Source organism: Nostoc sp. DedQUE07 (assembly GCF_034530975.2).
In the GTDB taxonomy this organism is placed as follows: domain Bacteria; phylum Cyanobacteriota; class Cyanobacteriia; order Cyanobacteriales; family Nostocaceae; genus Nostoc.
Window position 1 is genome coordinate 1 of record NZ_JAVRCC020000056.1, and the last position, 19707, is coordinate 19707.

Below are 19707 nucleotides of genomic sequence, written 5' to 3' on the forward strand. Positions count from 1 at the left end.
AGTCATATTTTTACTTCCTAGCTTTATCGTAAGCGATCATCCGGACATGATATCAGGCAACTGGAAGTAATTGGCGGGCAATTTATAATCTGGGTGGAGAATATTGAGAAAGCGATGTCTACGACGGTCACTGAGCGCAGCCGAAGTGCGGGCTACGCCTACGCAAGCTAAACTTAAAAATAACCTTTACCAAAAGTGCAAAGGTAGCGTTATGACTTCTGTAACCGATCCACCCAATGCTCTGGCTCCTTTCCCCTTCCCCGATCATACCCAGCTTCCTGAGTCCAATGGTACGTTCGTGAAAAATTGGCAAGAACATCCCCAAAGCCTTCTACTAACTGACTCAATTACACCGATTCTCAAGCAATTAAATCCTGAAGGTGAATACTGTATAGGGCAGGACTTAGGCATTTACTGGCGCTTGACCGATCCCCTTGAAAAAGGCGCGGAAGCACCAGATTGGTTTTATGTCCCGAATGTACCGTTTTTGCTCAATGGGCAAACCCGACGTTCTTATGTGATGTGGCGAGAGTTTATTGCCCCATTGATTGTCTTAGAATTTGTCTCTGGGGACGGTAGTGAAGAACGAGATAAAACTCCTTTGAAGGGTAAATTTTGGATTTATGAGCAGGTGATTCGTCCTGCCTTCTACGGCATTTATGAAGCGAGTAAAGCCAGCCTAGAAGTTTATCATCTAATTGAAGGACAGTATCAGATTTTACCAGCAAATGAACGAGGACATTATCCTATAGTTGCTTTGGGTGTTGAATTAGGCTTATGGCAGGGAAAATATCAGAATGTGGAATTACCCTGGTTGCGTTGGTGGGATTTACAAGGGAATTTGTTGTTGAGTGGCGATGAAAGAGCCGAACAAGAATCCCAAAGAGCCGAACAAGAATCCCAAAGAGCCGATCGCCTAGCTGCCCAATTGCGATCGCTTGGCGTTGAACCAGAAATCTAATACCGTACTACAAATTACGAATTACGAATTACGAATTACGAATTAAAAAAGGGCTGGTGTAAAAGAGTCATCTGTGGCTTAATTTGTTTAGACACAAATTTTACTGCTAGCAGGGTAATCACGATGACAAATAGACCTCCTTCCGAACCAGAGTCATCCCCAAAAACTGCCCTTGGCTTTGATGAATTTATAGCCATTTTGGTTGCCTTCACCACTATCGGAGCGATTCTTTTTTGGTCATTGTCCCGCAGAGATTCTAGCTGGAACTTAAACGGACTGCTGTTGCCTTCCTCTACTCCATCTCCTAGCGTTCAACCAAATCAAGTATTGCCCTCTCCTACTGCCAAGGTAGAACCTTATACAGTCCCCAACAACGTTTTGCCCTATTCTTCACCTGAAGCTGTTGTAGAACCCAAGACACCTTCATTCCCAACTAACAGCGCAACTCCTTACCGCGCAATGTTACCATCTATTCTGGTAATCCCAACTCAATCCCCACAACCACAAAGACCTATATCTCCTGCAACAGAACTTGAGTCATCACTCAAATCATCAGCGTTGCCTTTAGTAACTCCGGCAAAACCAAAATCAATCATTCCACCGCCAATTGCATTTAACGATGTGCCTAATGACTTTTGGGGTAGGCGTTTTATAGACGTTCTTTCTGCCCGTGGGATTCTCAAAGGGTTTCCTGATTATTCTTTTAGACCAAATCAGCCTGTAAACCGCGCCGAATTTGCTGCCATACTAGAAAAAGCTTTTGACCAAGAACCATCTAAGACTGCGATCGCATTTCAAGATGTACCAACAAAATTCTGGGCAACTTCAGCAATTGACCAAGCCATCAGTGCGGGTTTTCTCAAAGGCTACCCGAAAAAAACCTTCAAACCACAACAAAATATTTCACGAGTGCAAGTTTTAGTTGCCCTTGTCAGTGGGTTGAATTTGAAAGCACCCACTTCCCCAAATCAGATTATCAGTTTCTATAAAGATGCTAAAGATATTCCACCTTATGCTGCCGGTAAAATCGCTGCCGCTACAACCAATGGCCTGGTAGTTAACTACCCAAATCCCCAAGTCCTCGATCCCAACAAAGTAGCTAGTCGGGCGGAAGTGGCGGCGATGATTCATCAAGCTTTAGTCAAACGGGGCAAACTGGCGGCAATTACATCTCCGAATATAGTGCGTAGGGATAGCCCAACCCAGGCATCGCCCAAAATATCTCCAGAACTTCCACAGACTCCAAAACCAAACCCAAAGGGTAAATTGCCCACCGCAGGTTCGCCTCAATAATAATTACTAATTAGTAATTCGTAATTAAACCAAGGTTTGAGAAAGCGACCTTTAGAGGTCGTAGTGTTAATAAACTTCGTAAGAAACTTCGAGAGAAGTCTGAACGCTGAAAATCGGCGTTCAGACTTCAGTCATTTGGAATTAGGTGTACTTCTAGACAGGAGTATGCTACGCGTAGCGTCTCATAGAGAAGCGATAATTAGATATTAAGCTTCTGGAATTTGTTTGCCGACAACTTGTGATTTAAGAGTGGTGATTTCACTCGTTAACTCTTTCCTGGTTGAGGCTTTGAGTAAATAACGGTAAACAAACCAGGCAGAGTAACCAATACCGATCAGCTCAAAAGTAGGTGCTACCAAAGGGATATCATTCAAAGCATCTAATATTGCCAAGAGTACTTTAACGGCAACAATCGATCCTACAATTAAACCAACTGTTACCAGGGGTTGCTTATATTGATTAAAGAAGCTTCCCAGATAATCTGGTAATGTTGCTAAAAAGGTAGAAATTTGCTCCCCGTATTTTACCCATTCGTCTTGAGGCTGTGCCGGAGGCTGGAGTTTGGTGATGGTTCCCGTTTGGCTGTTGATCTCTGCCACTGTAGTCTCTTTAGATTGGGTTTCGGTAAATTCTTGTTCTGGCATTTTCACTCCTATTAATTTGACAGTTGAGTTTTTCTAATCTGGATAATTACAACCAAAGGGTTGTTGATTAGGTAATGTACTTGGGAATCAGTACAATTTGGTGAAAGGCACAAAAAGTTTTAGTGTCCTATAACCATAGTTGCCCCATACTATCTACTGCATCAACTACAAGATAGACAGTCAGTAGGAGGATAGAACTCACAGAGCAGCAGGATGTATTATAATCAACTTCCTGAGTTCTATTTTTGGAATCAACCGGAATCTTCAGGTTGTGATTATCCCATTCCGTGTCATTTGCTCATAATCGTACTAAATCTAAGTACAGATTATGCAAAAATCACTCTACTTCTCATTTATATAAGCCTAGAAGCCGATTTTATCCGATATTAAAGCTATCTTAAGCCGCGTTCGTCAATTCACGCATTCGTATTGATATTAATACGTAATAAAAATTTTTGCCCGTCCATATAGACTAGACTTTTGACCTGTTTTATGATAGGTGTGCCTGAATATGGGAGCAGGGGAGCAGGGGAGCGGGGAGATGAGGGGACAAGGGGACAAGGGGACAAGGGGACAAGGAGATAAACAAAACTCCTAACTCCTAACTCTTAACTCCTAACTCTTAACTCCTAACTCATTACTCATTACTCAGCACTCCTAATGCCCCTTTGCACCTCTGCTTCTTCCCATCCCCAATTTCCAATAAGTATCAAACCTTTTGTTTTTTTTTCCTGATTGTATTAATTTTATAAGGAAGCAGTAAGGTAGAGTAGTGGCTTAGGCGATCGCAATAACTCATTGCTTGCTATCAACCGCATATTGTGGAAAGTAGTGTAGTCAGGAGAAGACGCTCTCAGGTGGGTCTTTGGTGGAGGAAACTATATCATCGATCCTAAAAAAAGTAAGTTATTTTTATAGTAATTATACTTAGATAAACAGTTGGAAAATTTACTTATATAATTTAAGGTGGTACTAATTATCTAGCAAGCAATGATTTGCTCTTGCGATAAAAGAAGATAATGTAGATGTTAATGACTAATTAAGATATTTTGACAATCTAAACTAATTTGATTATTTTTGCAGGAAGGCAAGGAGGTTTGAGAAATGCTTTCCTCAAAAGCCAACCCCTATATACAGCAGTTCAAAAAGCAAAAAAGTGTCAGCCGAAGAGCCATCGACAGACGAACTCCCAACTATAGAATTTCCTTCACGAGGGAAACTCAAAGCTAGTTCTTGGCGTATCCATCAAAAAATTGGTTATGGGTACTTTGTAGCTATTGGAATTGGCTTTTTTGGCTCACTGACTGGGTTAGTGATTGCTAATTACTACCGAGGAAGGGAAGTTAGACAATTCAATCAAGCTTATGAACAAGGACAACTACTGAGTAATTATAAAGATGCCGTAGTAGGAGCGCAATTACATAGTTATAACCTAGTTGCTGTATTAGAAAATTCACAACAACTGCAAAACAAAAAAGCTGATTTTCTGAAGAATGTTGAAAAAGCCAAGCAACTAGAGTCAAAAATTGGCGGATTTCTCGATACTAAACCTAAAAGACTAGCAGCAACAAGTTCGACTTTACAGACCTTATTGCTGGATTATAAGACTAATTTAAAAGCCTACGTTGACCAAATCGAGGTTGTCTTACAGAAAATTGACTCCCCAAAAGTGCAGCCTCAGAAGATTTCTTCGGCCCGATCGCAGTTATTAACAATAATGCGTGGTGAAACAGCCATGCAGTTAGACCAGCTTTCTCAAAGCTTGACTAACATCCTGCAAACTGCCCAAGAACAAGAGCAAGAAAGGCAAAAAGCCGTTGAGCAGGCGAGAATAGTTGAGCGATTCATCGTGATCGTGAGTATGCTGGTTTCGGTAGCGATCGCAGCTATTGTAGCTTGGCGTACTAGTCGAGCGATCGCTGAACCAGTGATCACTGTAACCCAAGTAGCTGAACAAGTTGCCAGGAAACATAATTTTGATTTGCGAGCGCCTGTTACCACTGAAGATGAAATTGGCCTACTCGCCAAATCTCTAAATCGTCTGATTGAGCGCGTATCTGAGCGAACAAAAGAACTACAACAAGCTAAAGAATTAGCCGAAGCTGCTAGCAAAGCAAAAAGCATATTTTTGGCCAATGTCAGCCACGAATTACGCACACCATTAAATGCTGTCATTGGCTTAAGCCAACTACTAGAAGACGACGCTACGGATCTTGGTTTATCGCCAGACTTTATCACCGACTTAGAAACAATTAACGCTGCTGGTAAGCATCTACTGCACTTGATTAACGAAATCCTCGACTTGTCAAAAATCGAAGCAGGGAAAATGACCCTGTATCCTGAGACATTCGAGATTGCAACGCTAATTCATAACGTTGTTCTCACAGTCAAGCCAGCTATAGAAAAAAATGCCAATGTTTTAGAAGTGGATTTTGATGAGCAACTTGGCACCATGTATGCCGATCAAACCAGGATGCGGCAGGTGTTATTAAACTTACTAAGTAACGCTAGTAAGTTCACTACAAACGGTAAGATAATGCTGACAGTCAAAAGAGAAAAAGATGAAGTCCGGCTGGATGCTCCTTTAGGCAGCATTATTTTCACCGTTACCGACACAGGTATCGGTATGTCTAACCGTCAACAGCAGCAGTTATTTCAACCTTTTACACAAGGTGATACTTCAACTACGAAAAAGTATGGAGGTACGGGATTGGGGTTGGCAATTAGCCGCCACTTTTGCCAGATGATGGGTGGTGAAATTATTGTCAAAAGTCAGCCAGGAATTGGCTCTACTTTCACTATTCGTCTGCCAATGACTGTGCAGGATTGAATGGGGCATTGGGCATTGGGCATTAGGAGTGCTGAGTTAGGAGTTAGGAGTTAAGAGTTAAAAGTTAGGAGTTTTGTTTATCTCCTTGTCCCCTTGTCCCCTCATCTCCCTCATCTCCCCGCTCCCCTGCTCCCCTGCTCCCCTGCCTCTCTCCCCCTCTGCTCCCTCATCCAGTGAATTAAGTAATGATACTCACCCTCCCTGTATCCAAGTCGTAACGTCCTCCGACAATTTTTAATTTGCCTGACTCCACCTGCTCAGTTAAAAGCTTTGAGCGCTTCAATCGTTCAATTTGATATTGCACATTTGCCACCACAGCGTTTTCAACTGCATCACCAGACTGACTTTTGACTTTTTCTACTGCTGGCTTAATTGCCTTCACAAAAGTACTAATATCACCGAGTAACGATTCGTTTTGGACAGCTGCGGTTACTGCGCCACAACGCTCATGGCCCATCACCATCAGCAGTGGAGAATTTAATAAGACAACTGCATATTCAATACTGCCGATCGCTTCATGTGTGGCAATATTGCCGGCAATCCGAACATCAAAAATGTCCCCAATGCCTTGATCGAAAACAATTTCTGCGGGTACTCGTGAATCCGCACAACTAAGAATAGTTGCAAATGGATGTTGAGCTTGAGCAACTTCGTGCAACCGCAGCTCAGATTGATCGGGGTATTGGGGATGATGAGCGACAAAGCGCTGATTTCCGTCAATCAGCTTTTGCAATGCTGCATCGGGACTGAGAGATTCAGGGGAAGTTGAGGGGATTTCGGCAGCTTTAGCCTGTTCTACCCGCCAGAGTAAATCGCTGGCAGTTAGCATCATCCCAAAGGCCCCGGTCATTCCTAACTTCAAAAAGTCACGACGTTCCATGAAATGTTTCATTGAATTTATAACTCTCTTACAGAGACGCGATACATCTGACAGAGCGAATTTCCATCACATCGGAAACGTAACAAGTACCTCCGAATTTATTTAGGAGTGGTCTGATATTTTCGACAACACGCTTGAGTTCTTCTGGCATACAAAACGCGAGAATGTAAACATTATCAAGCATGGTCATGTCTAAATCTTCTGTTGTTCCTCGTAATCCTTTACCAACAACATTTCTAATGACGGCATGGTTATGTACACCTGACTTGTCTAAATTATCTAAAATTTTGGCAAGCTCAAAGGAGTTGGCGATAATTTCTATCTTTTTAACTACGTGCATATTATTACCTCCAGAATAGGTTAATTCCGTAGAGATATAGCGGAATTCCCACAATAATATTGAACGGAAATGTGACTGCTAGAGCGGTAGAAACATATAGGCTGGGATTTGCTTCGGGAACAGTCATCCGCATCGCCGCAGGCACAGCAATGTAAGAAGCGCTGGCACACAATACAGCGAATAGCAGCGAATTTCCCTGAGGCATACCGATGAATTTGGCGATCGCTAACCCAATGGCTGCATTGAGTATTGGAATTAGTATGGCAAATAAAATCAGGAAAACTCCGGTTTTTTGCAAGTCTTTAATTCTTCTGGCAGCCACCAGTCCCATATCCAATAAAAAGAAGGTGAGAATGCCATAAAACAACCCTTGGGTAAAGGGTTCCAATACGTGCCAACCACGTTCTCCTGTCAAGACACCGATAAAGAGGCTACCGACTAGGAGAAAAACTGAACTATTAAGAAATGCTTCTTGCAAAACTTCCGACCAAGCAAATTCTCGCTTTTCATCGGCAGTGAATATACTCACCAAGATCAGACCAACAATGATTGCCGGAGATTCCATCAGGGCAAGAGCTGCTACCATGTAACCATCATAATGAATACCAAGCTCTGTGAGAAAAGCACCGGCAGTGATGAAAGTGACGGCACTGATAGAACCGTAGGTTGCTGCGATCGCCGCAGCATCGTAAGTATCCAGTTTCACCTTTAGGATAAAAAAGGTGTAAATTGGAACAAGGCAAGCCATCATCATTGCTGCCACGAGTGTTAGAATTACTTCCTGATTCAGTCCACTTTTGATTAGTTCTACCCCTCCCTTAAAACCAATTGCAAACAGCAAATACAACGAAAGGAGTTTGGGTACTGGTGGGGGAATTTCCAAATCAGACTTGACAAAAACAGCAGTCATGCCTAAAAAGAAAAACAAGATTGGCGGATTCAAAATGTTGGATACAATTAAGCTAAAATCCATATCCACCCCTCTTTATACTGGTAAAACTTGCAATTAAAGAAATTTTTCATCTTTAAAAATTTAACGGTTCAATGATGATGTATCGTGTATTGTTACCTAATGTCAATTGGGTACTCAAAGAGTGAATAGTCTTATTGGTGACTATACTTTCAGTTAGGTATTACAGCGTTTTTCAAGCAAATAAACCACGGTCTAGGAAACATTGTCATGTCCCCAGAAAAACATATTGGGGCAATTTATTAATTTAATTGCCCCTACTGTTGACAACAGAACAAGTTAGAGCTTGCTCATCATATTTTGATGTTTGATTCCCCGTCGCTGATTTTACGACAGAACGCGCAGGAATAATTGGTCGCTAACTTATCCACGTAGAAAAGTTAACGTATTGTAGGGACAATTCATAAATTGCTACGACACAAACGTTGTCAAAATCCCAGTATTTTTTAATTTACAACAGTTTTGTAAATCCTGCTTGCTCAAAATACCGATCGGATGTAAAAGCTTGAGTAATCCCCTCCTGTATCATCACTGCAAAGCTAACACAGTCAGTTAGCCCCCAATCTTTATAGCCCCGCCCCTTGTGGGCGGAACAAATCTAAAATCGTCTTTTCTTCAATCCCCAAGCCCCGACCGAAGTCAAGCGGGGTTAATCCAAAATTGTAAATCTAAAATCCAAAATCGATTGACCAAGTTTCGTTAGGATGTTGTAATCTGGGCAATAGCGACTTTCTATTGATGTGACCCCAGGCGTAGGCGTAGCCCGCACTTCGGCTGCGCTCAGTGACCGTCGGAGACATCGCTTTTTCACATCTATGACAACAACCATCGACTTTCTCAGTCACCTTAACCCCAGCCAACGTCAAGCTGTCGAACACTACTGCGGCCCATTGCTAGTTGTTGCTGGCGCAGGTTCCGGTAAAACACGAGCGCTGACTTATCGCATTGCAAATCTAATTCTGAAACACCGTGTCGATCCAGAAAATATCCTGGCGGTTACTTTTACGAATAAAGCCGCGCGGGAGATGAAAGAACGGATTCAACGGCTGTTTGCCGAACAACTGGCGATGAAACAACACGGTCAGCGATTGGATTTGTTGACAGAATACCAACAAACACTACTGCGATCGCAAGTTTACAAAAACACAATCAAAGACTTATGGTGTGGCACTTTCCACAGTCTATTTTCTCGCATTCTCCGCTTTGATATTGAAAAATACGTAGACGAAAAAGGACGCAAGTGGAATCGTAATTTTTCTATTTTTGATGAATCAGATGTAATCAGTCTGATCAAAGAAATCGTTAATAAAGAGCTAAATTTAGACGATAAGAAGTTTGACGCCCGCTCTGTCCGCTACGCTATTAGTAACGCTAAAAACCAAGGTTTATCACCCCAAGAATTTGAGCGAGATCAACCCAATTATCGCGGACGGGTAATAGCCCAAGTTTACAATTTATATCAAGATAAGTTAGCACAAAACAACGCTCTTGACTTTGACGATCTGATTCTTGTACCTACGAGATTATTTCAACAAAACGAGCAGGTATTGGGTTATTGGCATCGCAAATTTCGTCATATCCTCGTAGATGAATATCAGGATACTAACCGTACTCAATATCAACTGATTAATTTATTGGTTACTAATGGCGAAACCAGAAAGAGCGAATGGGAATGGGAAAATCGCTCAGTTTTTGTTGTCGGTGATGCAGACCAATCAATTTACAGCTTTCGGATGGCAGATTTCACCATCTTGCTAGGATTTCAGGAAGACTTTGGCGATGGTTTGGTAGATGATGACACCCGAACGATGGTTAAGCTAGAAGAAAACTATCGTTCTTGTGAAAACATTTTACAAGCGGCTAATGAACTGATTGAAAATAACACCCAACGGATTGATAAAGTTCTGAAGGCGACGCGGGGGACGGGTGAGCAGATTACTTGTCACAAAGCCGATGAAGAACTTGCAGAAGCAGCATTTGTAATTAATCAAATTAGCACTTTAAAAAACCAAAATCCAGAGTTAGACTGGGGTAGTTTTGCCATACTTTATCGGACAAATGCCCAATCTCGCCCCTTTGAAGAATTGTTGGTGAAATATCAAATTCCTTACACAGTTGTAGGAGGAATGAGATTTTACGATCGCAAAGAAATTAAAGATGTAGTTGCTTATTTAAGAGCGATCGCTAACCCAGCTGATACAGTCAGTTTATTACGAGTCATCAATACTCCCCGGCGGGGAATTGGCAAAACCACTATTGACGCTTTGGTAAACGCATCTGGGCAACTAGGAACAACTTTGTGGGAAATACTCAGCGATGAAACATCAGTTAATACATTAGCTGGACGGGCGACAAAAGCTGTAAATAACTTTGCCGAAATGATTAGCCGTTGGCAAGGACAAGTCGCCACGCTTCCGGTTACAGAGGTTTTGCAAGGAATATTAGAAGACTCTGGTTACGTTCAAGACTTGATGAATCAAGGCACAGATGAAGCCACAGATCGGGTACAAAACGTTCAGGAACTTTACAACGCTGCGCTGCAATTTCAAGAAGAAAACGAAGAAATTTCCTTGCGAGACTTTCTCAATAGTGCTGCCCTCAGTTCCGATTTAGATAACTTAAAAGAAGGGCAAACAGCCGTTTCTTTAATGACTTTACACGCTTCCAAAGGTTTGGAATTTCCTGTAGTGTTTCTGGTGGGATTAGAACAAGGACTATTTCCTGGCTTTCGTTCGCTAAGTGACCCCGCATCTTTGGAAGAAGAACGCCGCCTGTGTTATGTAGGGATTACTCGCGCCCAAGAAAGGTTATATTTATCACACGCGCGGGAACGTCGTTTATATGGTTCTCGCGAACCTGCTGTGCGATCGCAATTTCTCGACGAATTGCCAGAAGAATTACTAACTACTCAACGCCTGAGTCGCCAAAGTTATACCAAAAGTGCCTCTACTCCGAATGGAAAGCAAGACACGAAGCAGAATTGGCAAGTAGGCGATCGAGTATTACACAAAACTTTTGGTCTTGGTGAAATCACTCATGTTTTCGGAACGGGTAATAAGATGTCTGTAGCAATTAAATTTTCTAGCTTAGGACAAAAAATTGTTGACCCCAGAGTAGCACAGCTGCAACGAGTAGAGTAATACCAAGTTGAAAAAAGAATGCGACAAATAGACCATTTGTAGAGACGCGATTCATGAGCCAGCGCGTTGCGGGGGTTCCCACGGCAGTCGCTCATGGGGGGAACCCCCAAGACCGCGCTGCCTCCCCGTTGTAGCGACTGGCGTCGCGTCTTTACCCAAGGATGTGTTGCAATCATTAATTGAATTGGTATAAGGGGTATATAAACGACCAGATAGACTATATTTTGATGGTGCGTTGCTACAGAACAAGCATTTATAGCTCCAGAACATGCTGGACTAACTAAAACTTGTTTATTTGTAACTCCAGAACGTGCTGGACTAACTAAAACTTGTTCATTAATAAGTCAAATAGAAGTTTTCTTAACTAAAACTTCTATTTGACTTATCATTTCTGAACTTCTTATAATTAATCATTAAGTTGATTAAATCCAACTTTAGTTTTACTTATCTAAGAGCGAGTTATTTGTAACTAAAACACCAACATTTATAAGTTGAGTTTAAGTTGTATTAACTCCAGCTTCTTCTGAACTTATCAAAGGATGAGTTTTTATAACTTATTGTTTTTCATATTTCAATTTCTTCAAAGTGTTCAACAGTGGGAAATGGCTCATAAAAATGATGCAGAAGTTTTTTCCACTCTTGATACTCAGCAGAACTTCTAAATCCAACAGTATGAGATTCTAAAGTTTCCCATCTGACAAGTAATAAGTATTTCCCGTTGACTTCTATACATTTATGCAATTCATGGGATAAATATCCGTCCATTGAGGAAATAATTTTAGAAGCTTTTTTGAAAGTAGTTTCAAAATCAAATTCTAGACCAGGTTTGACATGAACAATAACTGCCTCAAGAATCATAAAATTTCTATGTTAAGTAATATTTCGCCAACGCTATTGCTATCTTGGCTCAATGCCGTTTTTTTGTGACAAAAGCATTTTCCTGTAACTCTTTCATAGCAAAGTTTTTAAGCTTTGCTGTGCGGTGAAATATGTCTTCTCAATATTTTATCGCAATTAAATTTTACCAAAAAATCTAGCCTTAACCTAGTCTTAACTCGTATTTGAACTACATTGTGTTATATACTATTTCAATGTAGTGCAAAGTAGTGCAAAAAGTAGCACAAACTTTAAACTGTAACAATTGAAATCTTATTTCAAGAAACAGATTCTCAAGACAATTGGCTTAGTTAGGTTGATTTTTTTTTAGATTGGCTTAATTTTTAATGAAGAATTTGAGATATACAGGCTTTTGTTTTACTTTAAATACAAAAGATGAAAGTAACCGCTCAATAAATCGGGGCGAACTACCAGTTCAGGAACGAGTTTACGCCATTTGAGCCTTGTCACTGAGCGATTTACCCCGGATTATTAAGCGGTTACGAAACCAGTCTAAGTAGATGTTGCATTTCTTTGAACTACCTATCTAGGGTTTTCCCCGCTGGCAGGGTTACTCATAGATGACACCTCTGCCAGCGAATATCTCTGAATCAAACTTATAACCGAGGGGATTAATATGGCAGACATTATTGGAGACAACAGCAATAACACTCTAATTGGCACGTTTGAGAATGACGCTATCCTTGGTCAGGGCGGTGATGATAACCTCTTTGGTCGGGGGGGCAATGATGACCTCTTGGGTGGGGCTGGCAATGACTCGCTTAATGGCGAGGACGGCAATGACCTTCTCAATGGTGAGGACGGCGAGAACACCCTACTTGGTGGGTCGGGCGATGATGTCCTCCTTGGTGGATCTAGCAATGACCTTCTCGATGGCGAGGATGGGGACGATCAACTCCTTGGCAAAGGCGGTGACGACACCCTGCTTGGTGGGTTCGGTAATGATGCTTTCCTTGCTGGATCTGGCAATGACCTTATTGAAGGCGGGGACGGAAATGACCGACTCGCTGGAGAAGACGGTAAAGACCAACTCTTTGGTGGGGAAGGGGTTGACACGCTCAATGGCGGGGCTGGCGATGACCAGATTGATGGCGAGAATGGCGATGACAACTTGATTGGTCAGGCTGGCGATGACACCCTCCTTGGCGGGGCTGGCCATGACCGACTAGAAGGAGGGGACGGGGATGACAAAATCTTTGGTGGGACTGGCAATGATACTGCTGACTATTCAAATAGCACTGCCGGTGTCACCGTCAACCTGGCGACTGGAACCGCCAATGGAGGGGCTGGGAATGATGTCCTGTTTAATATCGAACAAGTCTTTGGTTCTGGTTTCAAAGACTTTCTAATTGGCGGGCGCGGTAATGATTCCCTCTTTGGTAGAGGTGGCAATGACCTGCTTGATGGTGGAGTTGGCAATGACCTGCTTGATGGCGAAGAAGGCGACGATACTGTCCGTGGTGGGGCTGGCGATGACACCTTGCGTGGTGGGACTGGCAATAACCAAATCTTGGGTGGAATTGGTGTTGATACTGTTGATTATTTCAGTGCCACTTCCGGAGTCACGATTAACCTTGCCACTGGAACCGCTACAGGGCAGGGCAGGAGTGATGTCCTGTTGGAGATTGAAAGAGTCGTTGGTTCTAGGTTCAATGACACCATCCTTGGCGGAGCTGCCAATGACTTCTTCATCAGTGGTGGGGACGGGAATGACTTTGTCAATGGTGAGGCTGGTAATGACCGCCTCTTTGGCGATAACGGCAATGACACCCTCCTTGGCGGGGCTAACGACGACTTTATCAATGGCGGGTACGGCAATGACTCCCTGCTTGGCGGTAGCGGCATTGACATCCTGCTTGGTGGGGCTGGCAATGACTTTCTCAATGGTGAGGACGGGAATGACAACCTCATTAGTAGAGAAGGCAATGATACCCTGCTAGGCGGCAACGGCAATGACGCCTTGCTTGGTGGGGATGGCGATGACCAACTCCAAGGTGGAGGCGGGGATGACCAACTCTTTGGTGGGACTGGCATTAATACTGCTGACTATTCAAATGCCACTGCTGGAGTCACCGTTGACCTTAGCGCTGGAACTGCCAGTGGGGGAGATGGCAATGATGTCCTGTTCAATATCGAGCAAGTCTTTGGTTCTAGTTTTAGCGACTCCCTGATTGGAGCAGGCAGCAGTGATACCCTTTTTGGCAGAGGCGGCAATGACACCTTGCTTGGTGGAGATAGCGATGACTTTCTTGATGGTCAGGAAGGTAATGACCTCGTCTTGGGCGAGGATGGGAATGACAGCCTGTTTGGCGGGGCTGGCAATGACCAAGTCGAAGGAGGAGAAGGCAATGACACCCTCGGTGGCGGCGTCGGCAATGACATTCTCCTTGGGGGGCCTGGAAATGATGTCTTCATAGGCGTTGATACTAATGGTTCTGATTCTCCTGGATTAGGGGAGGTTGATACCCTAACTGGAGGGCCTGGGGAAGATAAGTTCTTACTTGGAGATGCTACTAATGTCTTCTATGACGATAACAACAGTGGAAGTAGTGGTTTAGCAGACTACGCTACCATCAGTGGCTTCAACTCCAACGAAGATGCAATCCAGCTTAAAGGAACAGTGGGAGACTATCGCTTGCAGACTGTGGGAGCCGATACAAGGGTATTTTTGGACAACTCAGGAGAGCTAGATGAACTCATTGGTGTTGTGCAAGCATCGCCTTTGAAGCTTGATAGTGACGACTTCCTGTTCTACGAGAAAGAAGATGCTGGACAAGGGACAAATAACACACTAGCTACTGCTGAGAAGCTAGGTACTTTAACATTAGGTTCAGAAGTTAATACCTCTGCTCAACTGGCAACGCTTCCAGGGAACAAGCCTGATTTCGACTTTTTCACATTTTCTTTAGCCAACCCAGGAACTGTGACTATCAACACGCCGACTTATAACAATAACTATCCAGTTCTCGGCCTATTTAATAGTGCCGGTAACTTACAGAGTTCCAGTAGTTCTCAATCAATCACCGCTTCACTAGGGGCAGGTACTTACTCCATTTCAGTAAGTGATTATGATTACTTCCCTCAAAATGGCGGGACTTTCAGTTCTGGCTATTTTAATGCTGGTTCCTATACGCTAGGAGTCACTGTAGCCTAAAGACAAATCGTACTAAGAAAAGCGGAAACAGTTGCCAATTAAGAAGTTTGCAGTTGTTTCCGTAATTCTTGTCGAGGTTTTGTCATGAAGGGGTAGGCTTTGGGGCGGCGTTTTTGAACTCACTCGTGGTTCCCTGCGTGCAGGACGGTCAGTAACGACTTTGTGAACGATAATTTTGATTGTTCTGCTCATTCATAAACCTGCCTTGAAAATAAGGCAGGGCTGTTTCATTCGATCTCTTGGAGATTTTGTCAAGAGTATGAATCATAAATTTGCATGAGTGGGAAAAACAAAAACTACCACTTCAATCGAGAAATTTAAGTGCTAACACTAATCAAAAGCAGACTTTACATAAGAAACTGCAATAGGCGTAATTTTTTCGACAAGATTATTAATCACTACTCGTTCATATTCAGTCCAAATTCTGGGATGACCAAAAATACATGGTTGTAAAATTCCCCAGAGTTGCCCATCCTGGCAGATATGGGCATGAATAAGGGCACGATGTCCAAAATACTTCTGTTCAAATTCCCGATTTAAAACCTGAGAATCAGCTGTTTCTACATCTTCTACAAAGATTGAAGGTTTAGCACGTAGCGCAGCAGCAAACATCGGATCTTCATCTGTTACAGATGGGGGTTGTGTTGCCCATTCTTCATTATAAACAGTAGGTACATCTGGAGTACGAATCCAACAAAAGGCAACTCTACCAAGGTCATTTTGTGGATTGTGCAGATATAGAAAACATCTATCAGACTGTAAAAAATCGCCTATAACTGGTAACAGTGCAGAAAATATAGCATCTGGTGTTTGAGATGATTCAACAATATTTTTGAGTGCAGAAGGAAGTTCTTGCTGAGTCATATAACTAAGCTGATTTTAATTGAATAATCCCTTTATCAAAAACGCGATTATTAGTAGCGATCGCACTTATTTCTATTCTATCTTTATACACTTCATAAGAAGCAAAACTTAAGTCACTGGTAGAATATCCTGTCCACTCAGAACGCCCTACAGGACGATTACCAGCACCCGCACCACAAATTAAATAAGTTGTCCCATCAATAGCACGAGTGCGTTCATAATTATGCTCGTGACCATTGATGTAAAGTTGAACGCCGTATTTTTTAAATAGGGGAGTAAAAGTTTTAATAAAATCTGGATTATTCCCATACTGACCCGATGAATAAATCGGATGATGACCAAACACTACTTTCCAAGGAGCATTACTAAGACTTAATTCTTTTTCTAACCAACTTAGCTGATTTTTCCAATCAGCATTCCCGTTAGTATCTAAAGCGAAAAATTGTACTTGATTACGTTTAAATGTATAGTAACGTCCCTTCATATTAAAGCCAGCATACTTGACTTGTGGATCGCCATTTTCAGTACGAATATCGTGATTACCTAAACAAGCCTGAAATTTCACACCAAGCTTTAGTAAACCTTGATAGGGACGTTCAAAAACTGCATTAATTTTCTCAATCTCGCCGTTATTGTAAATGTTGTCTCCAGCTAAAACGACTAAATCATAAGGATTTTTCTGATGATACGCATTCATCGCTCTAGCCACAGCATACTGTCCTTTAGCGCCAGTCCCCGTATCTGCAACAGACACAAAACGTAATAACAAGTCTTTTTTGGCTGGGTTAGCGGCTATAGCTGTTGTTGAGTCGCTAATATCAGCACTTTGATGATTTTGATGAGTAAACATCCAGGCTAAAAATCCTGTACCAATGGCGCTGAAGCTACTTAAAAATAAAAATTGACGGCGTTTCAGGTTCATAACTCACCAAATTTAATAAATAGTCAGTTTAGCTGAAGCAATGTGCAATGTAGTGATACATTAAGGCAAAAGAAGGCAGCACCAGTAATAATGTACGTTGTTTGTCTTTGATTCGCTGCTTTTGGTGAAAGTTCCATGTCACAAGACAATCAGTCAAAACCGACGGATAAGCAAGTAACTCAACCTCCCCAAAAACCTTACCAGAGAGTTCAGCCATTTTGGAAGGCTAAAATTATCCAACTTCTCCAAGGGACGATTGGGGTTTTAGAAGTAACTGTGGAAAAACTGGAGACACCACCCCCACCTGGTACTGAGGAAAAACCTGGTTTTTTTCAGCAGCTTCAGTTGCGGTGGGGTGGATTGTTAAGGACAATCCGCTTGTTTTTACCATCAAATTTGTCAACAAAGTTATCAGATACAGCTTTGACAGGAATTGTGACTGGAATTGCTGTAATTCTCATTTGGACAACTACGACTATCTTTACTGGGAAACCTACGGAAATAGCAACTGTTCCCCCAGTTGAAGAGGTTCCGATACCAACACCAACGATAACTACTCCACCGGAATCAGTCGCACCAGAACCACAGCCACCAGAAGAAATTACGCCACCGCCAGAAGCACAAATTACCCCACCAACACCAGAACCAGAACCAATTCCTACGCCAACGCCAATCCCAACACCAACACCGACACCCATCATAGAATTGACACCTGAACAAGCTTTGATTGCGGCTATTGAAAATCAGGTAGCTGAAATTAGCGATCGCGTTGCCTCTGGTCTGATAAAGTCAATTCAAGCCAACTTCCGTACAAGTAACTTGACTGTCAAAATTAGTAACGATTGGTACACTCTCAATGAATCTCAGCAAGACAAACTAGCTGCGGAAATATTACAACGCTCTCAAGAACTTGATTTTACTCATTTAGAAATTATCGATTCCCAAAATACGCTGATAGCTCGTAACCCGGTTGTTGGGACTGAGATAGTAATTTTTAAACGGCAAACAGCAAGTTAAAATAATTCCTAATACTTCTCTACGAGAGGCTGCGCCAACGGCTACGCGGTAGTTGAGCTTAGTCGAAACTCAGTACAAGTTCGTAATTTGTAATTTAGACGTTTAACTTTAAGTATTTATGTTAGACAATATTTCGCTATTGCTGAAAGCTTGTGAAAATTTAAACATCAGCTATGAAATTCTTCATCCTTCGGAAAACTTAGTCAAAATAAAACTGAATAGTAAACAGCATTATTTTTGTAACTATAGCACTCCCTTACTTAATCAAGCAGTAGCACACCTGCTGAAAGACAAAGAATATACTTATCATGTTTTAAATAAAAAAGTTAAACTTCCTCGGACAGTGGGTTTTCTTTCCCCTTTTTGTGACACCAAATATCAAATTTACTTAAAATTTCCAACTATTCAAGATATCGTATTAGAAATAAAAGAAAACTTTGAAACACCAGTAATTGTTAAAAGAAACTCCGGTGCAAGCGGACATAATGTCTTTTTGTGTAAGAATATAGATAAAATTGAAACTGCTTTAAAAGAAATTTTTAATATCAATAATAAGTATGATTATGTCGCTCTTGCTCAAGAATTTATTCATATCAAATCTGAATATAGAGCAGTTTTCTTAAATAAAGAGTTAGTTTTGCTCTATGAAAAAGATATAACTGATGCCAAATTTGTCGGTAATCTCAGTCCTCTACACTGGGATGGTGCGAAAGCCAAGTATATTAACGATCCACAAATACTCTCAGAGATTGCTAATTTTGCTCAACCAGTTTTTGAAGAGTTAGACCTTGATTATGGTGGTTTTGATATCGTATTAGATCGAGATAATCAATATTGGTTAATTGAAATCAACTCTCATCCCAATTTTGGCATCTTTATTAGAGACAATGGAGAGGAGCATGTGTTGAAAATTTTTGAAAAAATGCTCGTTAGCCTAACCTCAAAATAAAAAATTGACATTGCATAATTAAAGTATGAATTTAAGCGTAGGCGTAGCCCTTCTCCTGTCGGAGACGCTGCGCGTAGTAACCTTCTTGTGTGACTGCAAGCAGATAGAGTTTTTAGAAAGTAGAGGTGTATCAAGTGAAGTTAGATCCTAATCAAAATTATACCTTTAGTAAGTATTTTGAAAATGGTTATTATTCAGAAGACTTAGCTGATTATTTCGGGTATAAGTTAGTCTTAGTTAATTTAATGTTACCCCTATATCAAGGAGAGTTAGATAGGTTAGCTGAACTAAGAGATAGAATTATTGAAGTACTGCCTTATGTACCTTTAACTACGGAGTTGGCAAGAAGAGAAGTAATAATATCTAAGGTAGTTTTAGAGTTAATTCATTATACAAATGTTCAGATTAGAATTGAATTTGGCATCAAAGTTTCTAATCTACTTCAGGGAAATTTAGATTATCTAATTAGAACTTATCAAACAAATCAATTATTAGTAGTTGAAGCTAAATATGAAGATTTAACTAGAGGATTCACTCAATTAGTTGCCGAAATGATAGCGTTAGATCAGTGGGAAGAATCTCCTGCAATTACAGAGCAACCTATTTTGATCGGTTCTGTAACTACAGGTAAGATATGGCAGTTTGCTAGATTAGATAGAGCAAACAAACATTTTGAATTAGCAATTAATAGTTATAGAGTTCCAGAAGATTTAGAAGAACTAATGCGAATTCTCTTAGCAGTCTTAAAATCAGAATAGGCGTTCTAGGAAGACATATTCAAAACACTAATATTTTCATAAACGCCAAAATTCACTACTTTGATTAGCTAATATATCGGTTTGCAAT

The 19707-nt window shown here is 41.5% G+C and carries 15 protein-coding genes; 8 read left to right on the forward strand and 7 right to left on the reverse strand.

The genetic code is table 11. The features are described from left to right. Positions 1–211: 211 nt before the first annotated feature. Both RMZ95_RS28420 and RMZ95_RS28425 read left to right on the forward strand, forming a co-directional pair. Positions 212–961 carry a Uma2 family endonuclease gene (locus RMZ95_RS28420; RefSeq protein ID WP_322675216.1) on the forward strand — a complete coding sequence of 250 codons (750 nt, stop codon included), beginning with the start codon at positions 212–214 and terminating at the stop codon, positions 959–961. A gap of 123 nt (positions 962–1084) precedes the next feature. Further along, a complete protein-coding gene (locus RMZ95_RS28425) occupies positions 1085–2254 on the forward strand; it encodes an S-layer homology domain-containing protein (RefSeq protein ID WP_322685061.1) in 1170 nt (389 codons plus the stop codon). A gap of 206 nt (positions 2255–2460) precedes the next feature. Here RMZ95_RS28425 and RMZ95_RS28430 read toward each other — a convergent pair whose 3' ends face one another. Continuing rightward, on the reverse strand, positions 2461–2898 hold the full coding sequence (locus RMZ95_RS28430; protein ID WP_322675214.1) for a CAAD domain-containing protein: 438 nt from the start codon (positions 2896–2898) through the stop codon (positions 2461–2463). Positions 2899–4054: 1156 nt separating this feature from the next. Between RMZ95_RS28430 and RMZ95_RS28435 the strand changes: the two genes are divergently transcribed. Continuing rightward, positions 4055–5728, forward strand: coding sequence for an ATP-binding protein (locus tag RMZ95_RS28435; RefSeq protein WP_322685060.1), 1674 nt, complete (start codon positions 4055–4057; stop codon positions 5726–5728). Between the two features lie 178 nt (positions 5729–5906). Here the strand turns inward: RMZ95_RS28435 and RMZ95_RS28440 are convergent, their stop codons facing one another. Genes RMZ95_RS28440 through RMZ95_RS28450 form a run of 3 tightly spaced genes read right to left on the reverse strand, consistent with a single transcriptional unit; the run spans position 5907 to position 7921 of the window. Beyond that, a complete protein-coding gene (locus RMZ95_RS28440; RefSeq protein WP_322675222.1) occupies positions 5907–6608 on the reverse strand; it encodes a carbonic anhydrase in 702 nt (233 codons plus the stop codon). A 28-nt stretch (positions 6609–6636) separates the two neighbouring features. Then, a complete protein-coding gene (locus RMZ95_RS28445) occupies positions 6637–6948 on the reverse strand; it encodes a P-II family nitrogen regulator (protein ID WP_289799207.1) in 312 nt (103 codons plus the stop codon). A gap of 4 nt (positions 6949–6952) precedes the next feature. Then, entirely contained in the window at positions 6953–7921 is a 969-nt protein-coding gene (locus RMZ95_RS28450) for a sodium-dependent bicarbonate transport family permease (RefSeq protein ID WP_322685059.1), read from the reverse strand. A gap of 812 nt (positions 7922–8733) precedes the next feature. On the opposite strand from RMZ95_RS28450, the gene pcrA reads away from it, so the two are divergent. Continuing rightward, entirely contained in the window at positions 8734–11058 is a 2325-nt protein-coding gene (pcrA, locus tag RMZ95_RS28455; RefSeq protein ID WP_322685062.1) for a DNA helicase PcrA, read from the forward strand. Between the two features lie 564 nt (positions 11059–11622). On the opposite strand, the gene RMZ95_RS28460 is transcribed toward pcrA, so the two are convergent. Continuing rightward, positions 11623–11916 carry an antibiotic biosynthesis monooxygenase gene (locus RMZ95_RS28460; protein ID WP_322684829.1) on the reverse strand — a complete coding sequence of 98 codons (294 nt, stop codon included), beginning with the start codon at positions 11914–11916 and terminating at the stop codon, positions 11623–11625. Positions 11917–12571: 655 nt separating this feature from the next. On the opposite strand from RMZ95_RS28460, the gene RMZ95_RS28465 reads away from it, so the two are divergent. Then, on the forward strand, positions 12572–15109 hold the full coding sequence (locus tag RMZ95_RS28465) for a calcium-binding protein (protein WP_322684830.1): 2538 nt from the start codon (positions 12572–12574) through the stop codon (positions 15107–15109). 330 nt (positions 15110–15439) lie between these two features. Here the strand turns inward: RMZ95_RS28465 and RMZ95_RS28470 are convergent, their stop codons facing one another. Both RMZ95_RS28470 and RMZ95_RS28475 read right to left on the reverse strand, forming a co-directional pair. Then, positions 15440–15973: a GAF domain-containing protein gene (locus tag RMZ95_RS28470; protein WP_322675209.1), complete on the reverse strand. Its 534-nt coding sequence runs from the start codon at positions 15971–15973 to the stop codon at positions 15440–15442. 4 nt (positions 15974–15977) lie between these two features. Beyond that, positions 15978–16895 (reverse strand): metallophosphoesterase family protein, encoded by a 918-nt coding sequence (locus RMZ95_RS28475; RefSeq protein WP_322675208.1) that lies wholly within the window; start codon positions 16893–16895, stop codon positions 15978–15980. Between the two features lie 135 nt (positions 16896–17030). On the opposite strand from RMZ95_RS28475, the gene RMZ95_RS28480 reads away from it, so the two are divergent. From RMZ95_RS28480 to RMZ95_RS28490, 3 genes are all read left to right on the forward strand, one after another. Beyond that, positions 17031–17912, forward strand: a complete 882-nt coding sequence (locus RMZ95_RS28480) for a hypothetical protein (RefSeq protein WP_322684831.1) — start codon at positions 17031–17033, stop codon at positions 17910–17912. A 118-nt stretch (positions 17913–18030) separates the two neighbouring features. After that, positions 18031–18861: a RimK family alpha-L-glutamate ligase gene (locus RMZ95_RS28485; RefSeq protein ID WP_322684832.1), complete on the forward strand. Its 831-nt coding sequence runs from the start codon at positions 18031–18033 to the stop codon at positions 18859–18861. Positions 18862–18995: 134 nt separating this feature from the next. Further along, positions 18996–19619 (forward strand): hypothetical protein, encoded by a 624-nt coding sequence (locus RMZ95_RS28490; protein ID WP_322684833.1) that lies wholly within the window; start codon positions 18996–18998, stop codon positions 19617–19619. The last annotated feature ends 88 nt before the right edge of the window (positions 19620–19707 follow it).

Bases quoted from the DNA above. Each gene is read 5' to 3' on its own strand.
- RMZ95_RS28425 (WP_322685061.1), top strand. From the start codon at position 1,085: ATGACAAATAGACCTCCTTCCGAACCAGAGTCATCCCCAAAAACTGCC.
- RMZ95_RS28420 (WP_322675216.1), top strand. From the start codon at position 212: ATGACTTCTGTAACCGATCCACCCAATGCTCTGGCTCCTTTCCCCTTC.
- RMZ95_RS28475 (WP_322675208.1), bottom strand. From the start codon at position 16,895: ATGAACCTGAAACGCCGTCAATTTTTATTTTTAAGTAGCTTCAGCGCC.
- pcrA (WP_322685062.1), top strand. From the start codon at position 8,734: ATGACAACAACCATCGACTTTCTCAGTCACCTTAACCCCAGCCAACGT.
- RMZ95_RS28460 (WP_322684829.1), bottom strand. From the start codon at position 11,916: ATGATTCTTGAGGCAGTTATTGTTCATGTCAAACCTGGTCTAGAATTT.
- RMZ95_RS28440 (WP_322675222.1), bottom strand. From the start codon at position 6,608: ATGGAACGTCGTGACTTTTTGAAGTTAGGAATGACCGGGGCCTTTGGG.
- RMZ95_RS28430 (WP_322675214.1), bottom strand. From the start codon at position 2,898: ATGCCAGAACAAGAATTTACCGAAACCCAATCTAAAGAGACTACAGTG.
- RMZ95_RS28470 (WP_322675209.1), bottom strand. From the start codon at position 15,973: ATGACTCAGCAAGAACTTCCTTCTGCACTCAAAAATATTGTTGAATCA.
- RMZ95_RS28465 (WP_322684830.1), top strand. From the start codon at position 12,572: ATGGCAGACATTATTGGAGACAACAGCAATAACACTCTAATTGGCACG.
- RMZ95_RS28480 (WP_322684831.1), top strand. From the start codon at position 17,031: ATGTCACAAGACAATCAGTCAAAACCGACGGATAAGCAAGTAACTCAA.
- RMZ95_RS28485 (WP_322684832.1), top strand. From the start codon at position 18,031: ATGTTAGACAATATTTCGCTATTGCTGAAAGCTTGTGAAAATTTAAAC.
- RMZ95_RS28445 (WP_289799207.1), bottom strand. From the start codon at position 6,948: ATGCACGTAGTTAAAAAGATAGAAATTATCGCCAACTCCTTTGAGCTT.
- RMZ95_RS28450 (WP_322685059.1), bottom strand. From the start codon at position 7,921: ATGGATTTTAGCTTAATTGTATCCAACATTTTGAATCCGCCAATCTTG.